The sequence below is a fragment of the Massilia sp. Root133 genome (assembly GCF_001426525.1).
In the GTDB taxonomy this organism is placed as follows: Bacteria; Pseudomonadota; Gammaproteobacteria; order Burkholderiales; family Burkholderiaceae_D; genus Telluria; species Telluria orientalis.
The window spans coordinates 1-13,968 of sequence record NZ_LMEW01000015.1 but is presented as its reverse complement, the minus strand read 5'-3'; the positions used below and the strand labels follow the sequence as shown (position 1 = coordinate 13,968).

Below are 13,968 nucleotides of genomic sequence, written 5' to 3'. Positions count from 1 at the left end.
GACGATTACGGGTATTCGGCGTCGATCTCCGAGCCGGCGTAGTTCTCGAGCTCCACGAACAGCTCCTTCAGCGGCACCTTGCCCGCGATGTTCTGCAGGAGGATGCTGTTGCGGTAGCTCTGGATGCGGTCGGCGATGATGGCCTGGTGCGGTGCCGGGATCTGTTCCAGCAGCGCCGCCCAGCCCGCATCGAAGTCCGGCTTCGCCTTGCGGACCGTCTGCACGAAGCGCTCGAATTCCTTCTGCCCCGTGCGCGCGACGATGCGCCCGCCGCCCTCGATGCCGAAGATGATCGCGAGCGCGATCACGCCTTCCGCGTTCAGGTCCGGATCCTTGACGGGGCCTTCCCAGTGGTGCCGGCGCAGCCATTGCGCGGCGCGCACGATGGCCTGCACGTCCTGGCGCTGTTTCAGCTGGCCCAGGTAGCGTTCGTAGCCGGACCACGTCTCGCCCGGGTCGGCCGTGCAGATGTCGACGAACAGCTCCTTCAGCCGCCGCGCCGAGTACACGGGGTCGCTGTCGAATTCGCCGAGCAGCGTGTCTTCCGGCAGCGCCGCCAGGTCGCGGATCAGGCGGAAGCCCTGCTGGAACACGAATTCCGCGCCCTCGCCCAGCAGCACGTCGAGCGCGTCCAGGTCGCCCTGTGCGCCGTCCCGCATTTCCATCTCTTCCTTGACGAGGTGCTCCAGCCCCAAAGACACGCAGCCGACGCTCAGGAGCTGCGCGCGCTGGATGCCTTCGGCCGTGCGGTCGTTGGTGAACTTCTCGGCCACCATCGCCGTGATGCCGGCCAGCTCGTCGGCGAGGCCGGCCGCCTCGTCGGCGCTGGCGTTCCCCGGGATCAGCCGGATCGCGCGGATCAGCCGGGGCAGTTTTTCGATGACGATTGCCGGCAGCATCGATGCGCTCGCCCCCGTCACGAGAAGATGTCCGTGCCCATGCTGCGGCGGCCGCTGCGGCGCTGCAGGCTGCGGACGGACGGCACCTGCTTGCGCAGGCGGTACAGCAGTTCGCGCGTGCCGCGCTGCTGGAATTCCGTCTCTTCGTCCGGATCGTCCGGCAACTCGACGTCCGCGAGGTCGGCCGTGTTGCGGTATTCCGGGAACAGTTCCAGCAGCGAGCGCTGCCAGCCGTCCTCGCTGGCCTTGGCCAGGTCGACGGCGAGCGGCACGATGTCGCTGTCGGACGTCGTGTGCACGTTGATGTGGGGGCCGCGGTGGTTGATCTCGCCGGCCACTTCGAGGATCTCGCGCGGCGCCAGCGACCACACGATGGCGAACGCCGTCGCGCCGTAGTCGGTGGCCGTCGCTTCCGTCAGCAGCTCGCGGCGGCGCTCGTCGTCATCCGTCGCGTAGACGATGCCGTGGATGTGGTTGAACAGGTTTTCCGCGATGCGCTCGGGGTCGTCCTCGATCATGTCGTCCGGCCACGTGGCGGCGAGGTAGGCGAGGCTTTCGGCCCAGGCCTTCGGCGGCACCAGCAGGGTCGCGACCGACGTCTTGGCGCCGTCGAAGCCGGCCAGGTGCAGCGCCGTCACCTGCGGGGGCAACGTCGCCAGCACTTCGGCCACGGCGTAGTCGCCATGCTCGTCGGCGGCCTGCGACAGCGCCTCCTCGGCGTGCTGCAGCGAACCGGCCAGCACGAGCTCGCCGACCTGCTTGCTCAGGGCCGGCAGGTTGGATTTTTTGTCGTCGCTCATTCGCGCTCACCTCCGTCCTGGTCGAACATCTGGGTGAAGTCGTCGCCCGCTGCCGTCTCGTCGAGCTCCTCGTCGTCGCCTTCGTCGTCTTTCGCGAGCTGGTCGAGCGACTGGTCGTCGTCTTCCCAGCGGGCCTGGTTCTTGTACAGGAACGCCGTCACGATGGCCTGGCGCGCCAGGTCCGGATGGTTGTCGCAGATGGCGGCGTACATCGCGCGGCCCTCGTCGTCGCCGTCGCCGCCGTTACCATCGCAATTTGCCATGGCGAAGACCCGGGACGGGTCGTCGCTTTCGTAATCATAGGCTTCGCGGATGAGGCCTTTCGGGTCCGTGAAGCGGATGCGGTCGACGAGCGCGAACGCCATCATGTTGACGTCGTCGAGGCCGTCGCCGTTGGCGTATTCGGACACGAGGGCCTGCACCATCAGGTCGTAGTTCTTGCGGTTGGGCGGGTCACCCAGGGTGCCTTCGATCTGGCCTTCCAGCTCGCGCGACTGGAAGGCGAACTCCGGATGTACTTTTTTCATGATTGACTCGTATTCTGTTGGAACGTATTCAGGCAGGGAGGTTCACACCGCTCAGTGCAAAAACCGAGCGCCACAATTCGAACGCCTCGGCTTCCGCGTCGAGCACGATGCGGTGGTTCACGCTCTGGTCGTATTCCGCGCGCTTGACGGGGTCGGACAGGACTTCGTACGCCTTCGTGACGGCCTTGAAGCGCGCTTCCGCGCCCGGCGCCTGGTTGCGGTCCGGGTGGTAGCGCATGGCGAGCGAACGGTAGACCTTCTTGATGTCGTCGTCGCTGGCATTCGGCGCGACGCCGAGGATCGCGTATAAATTTTCCACTTGGAACTCTCCGGCTATGGCCGAAAAAACATTAAACCGAGATTATCCTATAGAAAGCGCCAACTTGACAGGCGCAGTATGCGGACTGCCCCGCGCGTGGACCGTGCGCTTGACCACATAGCGGCCCGCATGGCGTCTTCTACGGTAAAATGCCGGGAATCATACCCATCTCCAATAGGTTTCATGAGTAACGACAAGAACGCTGCGGCGGCCACCCCGTCGCCGAATTTTGTCCGCGCGATCGTCGAATCCGACCTCGCCGCGGGCACCCACACGCGTGCCGGCATGCCGTCCGTGATCACACGCTTCCCGCCGGAGCCGAACGGCTACCTGCACGTGGGCCACGCCAAATCCATCTGCCTGAACTTCGGACTGGCACGCGACTACCAGGGCCGCTGCCACCTCCGTTTCGACGATACGAACCCGGAAAAGGAAGACCAGGAATACGTCGACACGATCATGGACAGCGTCAAGTGGCTGGGCTTCACGTGGGAGCAAGGCGGGCAGGAATATCTGCACTACGCCAGCGACTACTTCGACCAGCTGTACGCGATGGCCGAATACCTGATCCAGAACGGCAAGGCTTACGTCGACAGCCAGAGCGCCGAAGACATGTCGCGCAACCGCGGCAACTTCGGCACGCCGGGCACGAACTCGCCGTTCCGCGACCGTCCGGTCGAGGAATCGCTGCAGATCTTCCGCGACATGAAGGCCGGCAAGTACAAGGACGGCGAACACGTGCTGCGCGCCAGGATGAGCGAGGACGCGATGGCGTCGCCCATCATGACGAACCGCGACCCGGCCCTGTACCGCATCCGCCATGCGCATCACCACCGCACGGGCGACAAGTGGTGCATCTACCCGATGTACGACTTCACGCATCCGATCTCGGACGCGCTGGAAAATATCACGCATTCGCTGTGCACGCTGGAATTCCAGGACCACCGCCCGTTCTACGACTGGCTCGTCGAGACGCTGGCGGCCGGCGGCTTCTTCGATCGTCCGGTGCCGCGCCAGTACGAGTTCGCGCGCCTGAACCTGACCTATGTCGTCACGTCGAAGCGCAAGCTGCGCCAGCTCGTGACCGAAGGTGTCGTGAACGGCTGGGACGATCCGCGCATGCCCACGATCGTGGGCCTGCGCCGCCGCGGCTACACGCCGGAATCGATCCAGCTGTTCTGCGAGCGCATCGGCGTCTCCAAGGCCGACGGCTGGATCGACATGAGCACGCTGGAAGGCGCCCTGCGCGACGACCTCGACCCGAAGGCGCCGCGCGCCGTGGCCGTGCTGCGTCCGCTCAAGCTCATCGTCGACAACTTCCCGGAAGGCGAAACGGTCGAGTGCAGCGCGCCCGTCCACCCGCACCATCCGGAATGGGGCACCCGTTCGTTCCCGTTCTCGCGCGAGCTGTGGATCGAGCAGGAAGACTTCATGGAAGTGCCGTCCAAGGGCTACCACCGCTTCTACCCGCCGATCGACGACAAGCCGGGCTCGCGCGTGCGCCTGAAATATGGCTTCGTGACCGAGTGCACCGGGTTCGACAAGGACGAGAACGGCAACGTCGTCGCCGTGCACGTGAACTATTTCCCGGACTCGAAATCGGGCACGCCGGGCGCGGACAACTACAAGGTCAAGGGCAATATCACGTGGGTCAGCGCGCAGCACGCGCTGGAAGCGGAAGTGCGCCTGTACGACCGCCTGTTCCTCGATCCGCAACCGGACGGCGGCGGCAAGGACTTCATGAGCGTGCTCAATCCGAACGCGCTGGAAACCGTCACCGCGTACCTGGAGCCGGGCCTGGCCAGGGCCGAGGCCGACCAGCGCTTCCAGTTCGAGCGCCACGGCTATTTCGTCGCCGACCGCGTGGATTCCGTCCCGGGCAAACCCGTGTTCAACCGCGTGACGACGCTCAAGGACAGCTGGGGCAAGTAACTCTCATTTGATCTGGCGCAAAAGCCCGGTTCGGCGACGAATCGGGCTTTTTCTTTGCTTCATTGGGAGCCCAGCGCCGTGCTGGATCGGCAACTCCCCGATCTGCTAGGTTCATCATGCACCCGAGACGCGTAAGTTGAATTAAGTCAACAATTCCTTGCCGTCGCGGTGCCTCATGTCGATCACGCTGAGAGACGCATTCTCCGTTACGCGGTTCTCGTTCTGGACCGGTGTCATGCTGTCGACGCTGGTCGGCAGCGTGCTGTACGTGGTCACGACGCGCTCCATCGAGAGCGACGTGCAGGAACGCTTCTCCCGCCAGGCGAAATACGCGCAGGCCGTCATCAACATGCGCATCAAGTCGTACACGGACCTGCTGCGCGGCGCGGCCAGCCTGCTGCAGAGCGGCGATACGATCAGCCACCGCCAGTTCCACGACTACGTGCAGGGGCTGCACCTGGCCAGGAATTACCCGGCCGTCGACACCCTGAACTTCGCCACCTGGGTGCGCGAAGACGAGCGTTCGCATTTCGAGGCGGAATTCGCGCGTGAACTGCAGGCCTTCCTCGGCCCGGGCGCGCGTCCGGTCGTCACGCCCTCCGGCCGCCGTCCCGCCTACCTCGTCGTCACCTACATCGAGCCGGACGCCACGAACACGCGGCTGTATGGCCTCGACCTGATGAGCAATCCGTATTTCCGCACGCAGCTCGCGCAGTCGCGCGACGACGGCAGGTTGCGCGCGTCCGGCCGGCCGATCGCGGCCCTGTCGGTGCCCAACGACAACCACCTCGGCATGCGCCTGCCGGTGTACCGGCACGGACCGCTGCTGACCGGCGCGGAACAACGGCGCGCGGCCTATCTCGGCTCGCTCGGGATCGCGTTCAGCCTGCCCAAGCTGCTGCACGGGGTGATGGACGAGATGCCGATTCCGGGCGTGCGCATGACGCTGTTCGACGTCGGCCCGCGCGAGGTGATCGGGCACGATACGACAACCTGGCCCAAGGTGCTGTTCGACAGCCATGGCACGGCCGCCAACCCCACGCCGCCGCTCGACGGCGGCGATGAGGTGTTCACGGCCACGCTGCCGCTCGATTTCAACGGGCGTCCGTGGCAAACCACGTACAGCGTGCCGAAAGCCCGCCTGCGCACGCAATTCGACGTCTATTATCCGAAGCTCATGATGGCGTTCGGCTTCATCGGCTCCGTCCTGCTGTACGCGCTGCTGCACATCCTGACCTCGTCGCGCCGCGCCGCCCTCGAACTGGCGCAGGAGATGACAAGCGAGCTGCGCGAAAGCCAGACCAGGCTGCAGTTGTCGCACCAGAAGCTCAGGCGTCTCGCCGACCATGCGTACCAGATCAAGGAACTGGAGCGCAAGCGCATCGCACGCGAGATCCATGACGACCTCGGCCAGAGCCTGCTCGCCCTGCGCATCGAAGCCGAACTGCTGGCGGGACGCACGCAGGGCACGCACAACCACCTGAACACGCGCGCCCGTTNCGACCTCGGCCAGAGCCTGCTCGCCCTGCGCATCGAAGCCGAACTGCTGGCGGGACGCACGCAGGGCACGCACAACCACCTGAACACGCGCGCCCGTTCCACGCTGCAGCAGATCGACACGACGATCAGGAGCGTGCGCCAGATCATCAACGACCTGCGTCCGACCGTGCTCGACCTGGGCCTTTCCGCGGCCGTCGAATGGCAGGTGGACCAGTTCCAGAAGCGCACGGGCATCCAGTGCGAGATCCGCGACGACCACGGCGAGATCGCCCTGCCCGACCATTGCGCCACGGCCTTCTTCCGCATCCTGCAGGAATCGCTCACGAACATCGTCCGCCATGCCAACGCGACCCATGTGAAGGTGGAGCTGCGCCTGAACGGCGGCTGGCTGTCGCTGACGATACGCGACAACGGCTGCGGCCTGCCGCCCGGCGGGCGCAACAAGTACGAGTCGTTCGGCCTGGTGGGCATCGAGGAGCGCATCGCGATCCTCGGCGGCACCTGCGCCGTCTTCAGCGAACCGGGCGGCGGCACGACCGTGATCGTGTCGGCGCCCGTCATCGGCGGGCCCGAGCCCGCCGTTCCCCTGCAGCAGGAACACGGACCGGGTTCGGCCGTCGTCTAGACACGCCCTTCGCAACGACCAGCGCCGCCCGGCCGGGCGACGCATCGTCACGCCTATTCCCCGCAAGTATCGCAACTTCGTAAAAAAGAAATTGCATATCCGTTTCAACAACAAATGTTGTTTCTTTGACAAATATCAATATCTCATCAGATTGCGTGAATTACATTGATTACGTGTAAGGCGCGCCAACGAATCGACCCATTTGTTGGCAGATGTCATCACGAACCTTGAGGAATTACTGTCCAGCGCTGGCCCGACAAGCCGACACAACCACAACTAGGGAAGCAGTCACAACGCAATCTTCAACAACCAATGGGGATGACCAACATGAACGCCAACGACCTGTTTAACGCCGTAATGCAACTCGACCTGGAACCGATCAAGATGAAGTTGATGCACGTGGAGTCGGGCGAAGGCTGGAGCCTGGACAAGGCCAATGCCGTGGAAAAGGAATACCGGCGCTTCCTGTGCCTGATGAAGATGTATCCCGACGAGTCCATCGCGCCCCTGGTCGACGTGGACACGTTCTGGCACTACCACATCCTCGACACGATGAAGTACGCGGCCGACTGCGAGCAGGCGTTCGGCTACTTCGTCCACCATTACCCGTACGTCGGCATGCGCGGCGGCGACGACGAGCAGTTCCGCATCGACAGCGGCGAGCGCATGCAGAGCCTGTACGAAGCGACGTTCGGCGAAGCCTATCCGGCGGCGGACGCGACGCCGATGGAAGCGTCCGGCACGGCCTATTGCGCCGGTCCGTGGGACAAGCAGGGCGCGCAGTCCGTCGCCCGCGGCGAAACCGCCTACTGCGCCGGTCCGTGGGACAAACAGGGCGCGCAGGCCGCGGCCCGCGGCGAGACCGCCTACTGCGCCGGTCCGTGGGACAAGCAGGGCGCGCAGGCCGCGGCCCGCGGCAAGACCGCCTACTGCGCCGGACCGTGGGACAAGCCCCGTGCCCGCGCCGCCGCCGGCGCCGGTACGGCCTACTGCGCCGGCCCATGGGACAAGCACGCCAACACGGCGTACTGCGCGGGTCCGTGGGACAAGCCGCATGCCCACGGCGCCGCCCAGGCCACGACCGCCTACTGCGCGGGCCCGTGGAAACAGGAGGGCGCACGGACCGGGACCAGTGCCGCCACCGCGTACTGCGCCGGGCCCTGGAAACCGGCCACTGCGACGTCGCCGCTGAACGTGTGAAGTACCGCCGGGGAGCGTGTTCCTCGTACGCACTCCCCGCGCATACGCATTGCCCGCTCCGGAACAGGCGCGGGCCTTTTTCTTTTGAGATAATTCTGCCAGTGAGCAACTCTTCGAATGACTAGGTGTCGCGCCGCATTCGAGACGAGTAAGTTGCAAATTACAAACTTTGTGTCGCCGAACGCGATTCGGCCGCACGCCTCTGGGAAGATTATGCAGGCCGTTCTGAGGGACGCATTTTCCGTTAACCGGTTCTCGTTCTGGACCGGCGCACTGGTGTCGACGCTCGTCGGCAGCGCCCTGTATGTGATGACCCAGCGGTCGATCGAAACGAATGCCCAGGAACGGTTCATCAACCATGCCAAATATGCGCAAAGCGTCATCAACGTGCGCATCAAGTCATATACCGACCTGCTGCGCGCGACCGGAAGCCTGATCCATAGCACCGACATCCTGAGCCACCGCAAACTTCACGAATACGTGCTCGGGCTGGACCTCGCCAACAACTTCCCCGCGGTCGATTCGATCAATTTTGCGCTGTATGTCACGGACGACAGGCGCCAGCCCTTCCTCAGCGACCTGCGCGAGGAAATGGGACGGCACATCCATGCCGCGGCGCCACTGGACATCGTGCCGCCGGGGCAGCGCGACGCCTATCTGATCATCAGTTATATCGAGCCTGACCAGTCGGGCCCGGGTCATTACGGCATCGACCTGATGGCCAACCGTTATTTCAGCAAGCAATTGGCCGAGTCGCGCGACAACGGCACGGTCTACGCCTCTGGCACGCCCATTCTTGCCTTGTCCGGCCCCAACGATACCCATCTGGGCATGCGCATGCCGATCTATTATTTCGGCACCATGCCGGACACCGTGGCGGCACGCCGCGCCGCCTATGTCGGGTCATTGGGCATTGCGTTCAGCGTGCCGAAACTCCTGTACGGTGTCATGGACGAGATACCGATCAAGGGGCTGCGCATGACGCTGTTCGACATCGGCCCCGGCCTGGACGTCCATGGCCATGAAACCGCGGGGACGCCGCGCACGCTATTCGACAGCCACGGTACCAGCAAGAACCCGATGCCGCCGCTCGCGGACGGCGACAAGCGCATGTTCAGCACGACGCTGCCGCTGGATTTCAACGGCCGCACCTGGAAGACGACCTACAGCGCGCCCAAGGCCGCCCTGTACACCGAATTCGACACCTATTATCCGAAGCTCATGATGGCCTTCGGCTTCCTCGGCTCGATCCTGCTCTATGCCCTGGTGCACACGCTCACGTCGTCGCGCCGCGCCGCCCTCGCGCTCGCGCGGGAAATGACGAGCGAACTGCGCGAAAGCCAGACCAAGCTGCAGCTGTCGCACCAGAAACTCAGGCGCCTGGCCGACCATGCGTACCAGATCAAGGAACTGGAACGCAAGCGCATCGCGCGCGAGATCCATGACGACCTCGGCCAGAGCCTGCTCGCCCTGCGCATCGAAGCCGAGCTGCTGGCCGGCCGCACGAAGGGCACGCACAGCCACCTGCACAAGCGCGCCCGCGCCACGCTGATGCAGATCGACACGACGATCAAGAGCGTGCGCCAGATCATCAACGACCTGCGCCCGACCGTGCTCGACCTGGGCCTGTCGGCGGCCGTCGAGTGGCAGGTCAACCAGTTCCAGCGGCGCACCGGCATCCACTGCGAAGTCCAGGACGACCACGGCGAGATCGCCCTGCCCGACCACTGCGCCACGGCCTTCTTCCGCATCTTGCAGGAATCGCTCACGAACATCGTCCGCCACGCCAACGCGACGCGCGTGAAGGTGGAGCTGCGCCTGAACGGCGGCTGGCTGTCGCTGACGGTACGCGACAACGGCTGCGGCCTGCCGCCCGGCGGGCGCAACAAGTACGGCTCGTTCGGCCTGGTCGGCATCGAGGAACGCATCGTGATCCTCGGCGGCACCTGCGCCGTCTTCAGCGAGCCGGACGGCGGCACCACCGTCATGGTGTCGGCGCCCGTCATCGGCAGCCCGGACCGCCCGCTGCCCGCGCCGATCGAGCACGGCTCCGGCTCGTCCGTCATCTGACTTCGCCCCTTCCTCTGCTTCCTTTCCCTCAGTTATTCTCTCTGGATACGCCTACCCTATCCAAAGGCTTTGGTGTATCCAACTAAGCAACAAATGTTGTTTCTTTGACAAATATCAATAACACGGTGAATTGCCTCAACTACATTGAGCACGTGTAAGACACGTCCCCAAATCTGACAAAGAATTGCCTGACGTCATCACATGCCTCATGGAAATGTTGTTCGAAAGCAGCAAATTCACCGCATAAAACCATAACTAGGGATAGCAGTACTTCACTAACTACTACGAGGATGACCATGAACACCAACGACCTGTTTAACACCGTGATGCAACTCGACCTGGAACCGATCAAGATGAAGCTGATGCATGCGGCATCGGGCGAAGGCTGGAGCCAGGAGAAGGCCGACGCCGTGGAAAAGGAATACCGCCGCTTCCTGTGCCTGATGAAAATGTATCCGGACGAGGACACGGCGCCGCTGGTCGACGTCGACACGTTCTGGCACTACCACATCCTCGACACGATGAAATATGCCGCCGACTGCGAGCAGGCCTTCGGCTATTTCCTGCACCACTATNTGCAACTCGACCTGGAACCGATCAAGATGAAGCTGATGCATGCGGCATCGGGCGAAGGCTGGAGCCAGGAGAAGGCCGACGCCGTGGAAAAGGAATACCGCCGCTTCCTGTGCCTGATGAAAATGTATCCGGACGAGGACACGGCGCCGCTGGTCGACGTCGACACGTTCTGGCACTACCACATCCTCGACACGATGAAATATGCCGCCGACTGCGAGCAGGCCTTCGGCTATTTCCTGCACCACTANCCTGATGAAAATGTATCCGGAGGAGGACACGGCGCCGCTGGTCGACGTCGACACGTTCTGGCACTACCACATCCTCGACACGATGAAATATGCCGCCGACTGCGAGCAGGCCTTCGGCTATTTCCTGCACCACTATCCGTACGTCGGCATGGGCGGCGGCGATGACGAGCAGTTCCGCCTCGCCAGCGGCGACCGCATGAAAGAGCTGTACGAAGCCACGTTCGGCGACACCTACCCGGGCGCCGTCGCCCAGGCCGCGGACGGCGCCAGCGCCTACTGCGCGAGCCCGCGCATCGAAGCCGCCTACTGCGCCAGCCCCCGCAAGGAAGCACGCGAAGGCGCGGTGGCGGCGACCGCGTATTGCGCCAGCCCGCGGATCGGCACGGCCTACTGCGCCAGCCCGCGCAAGGAAGCACGTGAAGGCGCGGTGGCGGCGACCGCGTATTGCGCCAGCCCGCGGATCGACACGGCCTACTGCGCCAGCCCCCGCAAGGAAGCACGCGAAGGCGCGGTGGCGGCGACCGCGTATTGCGCCAGCCCCCGGATCGACACGGCCTACTGTGCCAGCCCGCGCAAGGAAGCACGCGAAGGCRSGGTGGCGGCGACCGCGTATTGCGCCAGCCCCCGGATCGACACCGCCTACTGCGCCAGCCCGCGCAAGGAAGCACGCGAAGGCAGGGTGGCGGCGACCGCGTATTGCGCCAGCCCGCGCAAGGAAGCACGCGAAGGCAGGGTGGCGGCGACCGCGTATTGCGCCAGCCCCCGGATCGGCACGGCCTACTGCGCCAGCCCGCGGGTCGAGACGCAGCCCGGTCGCAGTGAAGCGGCCACCGCCTGAACGCCAGTGATCGGCGGGGGCCCGCCACACGCCACCTTTCAATTCCTGCAACATGCCTGCCCGCTCCGGTTTCCGGAGCGGGCTTTTTGCTGTGCAAAGGAGTTTGCGCGCCACTCGACACAAGTTTTGCAACAAATTAACATTGCATATCCAGCCGTGCTGGAACACATTCTTTAGGAAGCGTATTTGATGGCGACGACGCTGAAAGACACATTTTCCGTAACCCGGTTCTCGTTCTGGGCCGGAGCATTGCTGTCTTCGCTCGTCGGCGCGTTGCTGTATCTGTTCACGGCACGCTCCATCGAAAGCGACGCCGAAGCCCGTTTCATCAGCCATGCCAGGCATGCGCAAAGCGTCATCACGGTCCGCGTGAAATCGTATACGGACCTGTTGCGCGCCACGGGCAGCATGATCCAGAGTTCCGACGTCCTGACACACCAGGGCTTCCATGAATTCGTGACCGGACTGGACCTGGCCCGGAGCTTCCCGGCGGTCGACTACATCAATTACGCGGTCCAGGTGCCGCATGAGCGGCGCGACGCATTCGTTGCCGCACTGCGCACAGACGTGTCGCACATCTTTGGCAAGCCGGTCGACCTGGACATCATGCCGCCCGGCATCCGGCCGTCGTACCTGGTCGTCGCCTTCGTCGAACCTGCGCCGCCGGGCGCCCACTACTATGCGATCGACCTGAAAGCCAACCGCTATTTCGGGAACTTGCTGCTGCAAGAGCGCGATAGCGGCATGATTTTTTCGACCGGTACGCCGATCCCGCTGTTGTCGCGTCCGAACAATATCTATGTGGGAATGCGTATGCCGGTCTACCGCAAGGGCCTGCCGCTGCGCACGGTCGACCAGCGCCGCGAGGCCTACACGGGTTCGCTCGGCATCGCGTTCAGTATCCCCAAGCTGCTGAATGGCGTCATGGACGAAGTTCCAGTCGCGAACCTGCGCATGACGCTGTACGACGTCGGACCCGGCATCGACGCCCGCGGCCAACCCACGGTATCGAAGCCGCTCGCGTTGTTCGACAGCCGCGGCACGCGCGCCGAGCCGACGCCGGCGCTCGACGTCGGCGATGACGTCTTCACGACCAGCCTGCCGCTCGATTTCAACGGGCGTCCGTGGAAAACGACGTTCAGCGCCCCCAGGGCCGCGCTGTACACGGAATTCGACACCTATTATCCGAAGCTCATGATGGCCTTCGGCTTCCTCGGCTCAATCCTGCTCTATGCCCTGCTGCACACGCTCACGTCGTCGCGCCGCGCCGCCCTCGAGCTGGCGCGGGAGATGACGAGCGAGCTGCGCGAAAGCCAGGCCAGGCTGCAGTTGTCGCACCAGAAGCTCAGGCGTCTCGCCGACCATGCGTACCAGATCAAGGAAATGGAGCGCAAGCGCATCGCGCGCGAGATCCACGACGACCTCGGCCAGAGCCTGCTCGCCCTGCGCATCGAAGCCGAACTGCTGGCGGGACGCACGCAGGGCACGCACAACCACCTGAACACGCGCGCCCGNCGACCTCGGCCAGAGCCTGCTCGCCCTGCGCATCGAAGCCGAACTGCTGGCGGGACGCACGCAGGGCACGCACAACCACCTGAACACGCGCGCCCGTTACACGCTGCAGCAGATCGATACGACCATCAGGAGCGTGCGCCAGATCATCAATGACCTGCGTCCGACCGTGCTCGACCTGGGCCTGTCCGCGGCCGTCGAATGGCAAGTCAACCAGTTCCAGCGCCGCACCGGCATCCAGTGCGACATCCAGGACGACCACGGCGAGATCGCCCTGCCCGACCATTGCGCCACGGCCTTTTTCCGTATCCTGCAGGAATCGCTCACGAACATCGTCCGCCATGCCAACGCGACGCGGGTGAAAGTGGAGCTGCGCCTGAACGGCGACTGGCTGTCGCTGACGGTGACCGACAACGGCTGCGGGCTGCCGCCCGGCGGGCGCAGCAAGTACGGGTCATTCGGCCTGGTCGGCATCGAGGAGCGCATCGTGATCCTCGGCGGCACCTGCACCGTCTTCAGCGAACCGGGCGGCGGCACGACCGTCACGGTCTCGGCGCCTGTCATCGGCGGCCCGGAACCCGTTCTCTCCCAGGAACAGGAGCAGGGCGCGGGTTCGGCCGTCATCTGACATTTCACCGGCTCGCCCTACTCCACTATCGAGCTTCTGCATAGCCGTTCAAACAACTCATATTATTTGTTTGACAAATATCAAAATCTGGGTGAATTACCTCAACTACATTGAGGACGTGCAACACACGCCCGACCATTCCTGAACCCTTGACAAGGATGACCATGAACACCAACGACCTGTTCGACGCCGTAGTGCAACTCGACCTGGAACCGATCAAGATGAAGCTGATGCATGCGGCATCGGGCGAAGGCTGGAGCCAGGAGAAGGCCGACGCCGTGGAAAAGGAATACC

9 protein-coding genes and 3 pseudogenes are annotated in these 13,968 nt (G+C 64.2%); 8 read left to right on the top strand and 4 right to left on the bottom strand.

Annotation, left to right across the window (positions count from 1 at the left end; genetic code table 11):
• Window positions 1-5: 5 nt before the first annotated feature.
• From ASD28_RS14395 to ASD28_RS14380, 4 genes are read right to left on the bottom strand one after another with little or no spacing between them, the layout of a single operon-like run.
• Window positions 6-899, bottom strand: coding sequence for a hypothetical protein (locus tag ASD28_RS14395; RefSeq protein ID WP_056128978.1), 894 nt, complete (start codon window positions 897-899; stop codon window positions 6-8).
• A gap of 17 nt (window positions 900-916) precedes the next feature.
• Complete coding sequence (locus ASD28_RS14390; protein WP_056128975.1) at window positions 917-1,699, bottom strand: hypothetical protein; 783 nt, start codon at window positions 1,697-1,699, stop codon at window positions 917-919.
• Window positions 1,696-2,226, bottom strand: coding sequence for a hypothetical protein (locus ASD28_RS14385; RefSeq protein WP_056128972.1), 531 nt, complete (start codon window positions 2,224-2,226; stop codon window positions 1,696-1,698). The genes ASD28_RS14390 and ASD28_RS14385 overlap by 4 nt, the downstream gene beginning before the upstream one ends.
• Window positions 2,227-2,254: 28 nt before the next feature.
• Window positions 2,255-2,545, bottom strand: coding sequence for a DnaJ domain-containing protein (locus ASD28_RS14380; RefSeq protein WP_056128969.1), 291 nt, complete (start codon window positions 2,543-2,545; stop codon window positions 2,255-2,257).
• A 183-nt stretch (window positions 2,546-2,728) separates the two neighbouring features.
• On the opposite strand from ASD28_RS14380, the gene ASD28_RS14375 reads away from it, so the two are divergent.
• The 8 genes and pseudogenes from ASD28_RS14375 (at window position 2,729) to ASD28_RS32780 (ending at window position 13,674) form a co-directional block, all read left to right on the top strand.
• On the top strand, window positions 2,729-4,477 hold the full coding sequence (locus ASD28_RS14375) for a glutamine--tRNA ligase/YqeY domain fusion protein (RefSeq protein WP_056128967.1): 1,749 nt from the start codon (window positions 2,729-2,731) through the stop codon (window positions 4,475-4,477).
• Window positions 4,478-4,652: 175 nt separating this feature from the next.
• Window positions 4,653-5,976, top strand: a pseudogene (locus ASD28_RS32800) (CHASE domain-containing protein); the annotation flags it as partial.
• Between the two features lie 17 nt (window positions 5,977-5,993).
• Window positions 5,994-6,602, top strand: coding sequence for an ATP-binding protein (locus ASD28_RS32795; protein ID WP_267873819.1), 609 nt, complete (start codon window positions 5,994-5,996; stop codon window positions 6,600-6,602).
• A gap of 327 nt (window positions 6,603-6,929) precedes the next feature.
• The gene (locus ASD28_RS32790; RefSeq protein ID WP_162252939.1) at window positions 6,930-7,802 is read left to right on the top strand and encodes a glycine-rich domain-containing protein-like; all 873 of its coding nucleotides are present in this window, start codon (window positions 6,930-6,932) and stop codon (window positions 7,800-7,802) included.
• 213 nt (window positions 7,803-8,015) lie between these two features.
• Window positions 8,016-9,872: a CHASE domain-containing protein gene (locus ASD28_RS14360; protein WP_056128961.1), complete on the top strand. Its 1,857-nt coding sequence runs from the start codon at window positions 8,016-8,018 to the stop codon at window positions 9,870-9,872.
• 576 nt (window positions 9,873-10,448) lie between these two features.
• Window positions 10,449-10,695, top strand: a pseudogene (locus ASD28_RS33335) (glycine-rich domain-containing protein-like); the annotation flags it as partial.
• A gap of 1,028 nt (window positions 10,696-11,723) precedes the next feature.
• Window positions 11,724-13,048 (top strand): annotated as a pseudogene (locus tag ASD28_RS32785) (CHASE domain-containing protein); the annotation flags it as partial.
• A 17-nt stretch (window positions 13,049-13,065) separates the two neighbouring features.
• Window positions 13,066-13,674: an ATP-binding protein gene (locus ASD28_RS32780; protein ID WP_307168018.1), complete on the top strand. Its 609-nt coding sequence runs from the start codon at window positions 13,066-13,068 to the stop codon at window positions 13,672-13,674.
• Window positions 13,675-13,968: the final 294 nt, after the last annotated feature.

Excerpts from the sequence above, each read along its gene's own strand:
- ASD28_RS14395 (WP_056128978.1), bottom strand. The coding sequence starts at position 899 with ATGCTGCCGGCAATCGTCATCGAAAAACTGCCCCGGCTGATCCGCGCG.
- ASD28_RS32790 (WP_162252939.1), top strand. The coding sequence starts at position 6,930 with ATGAACGCCAACGACCTGTTTAACGCCGTAATGCAACTCGACCTGGAA.
- ASD28_RS14375 (WP_056128967.1), top strand. The coding sequence starts at position 2,729 with ATGAGTAACGACAAGAACGCTGCGGCGGCCACCCCGTCGCCGAATTTT.
- ASD28_RS14390 (WP_056128975.1), bottom strand. The coding sequence starts at position 1,699 with ATGAGCGACGACAAAAAATCCAACCTGCCGGCCCTGAGCAAGCAGGTC.
- ASD28_RS14360 (WP_056128961.1), top strand. The coding sequence starts at position 8,016 with ATGCAGGCCGTTCTGAGGGACGCATTTTCCGTTAACCGGTTCTCGTTC.
- ASD28_RS14385 (WP_056128972.1), bottom strand. The coding sequence starts at position 2,226 with ATGAAAAAAGTACATCCGGAGTTCGCCTTCCAGTCGCGCGAGCTGGAA.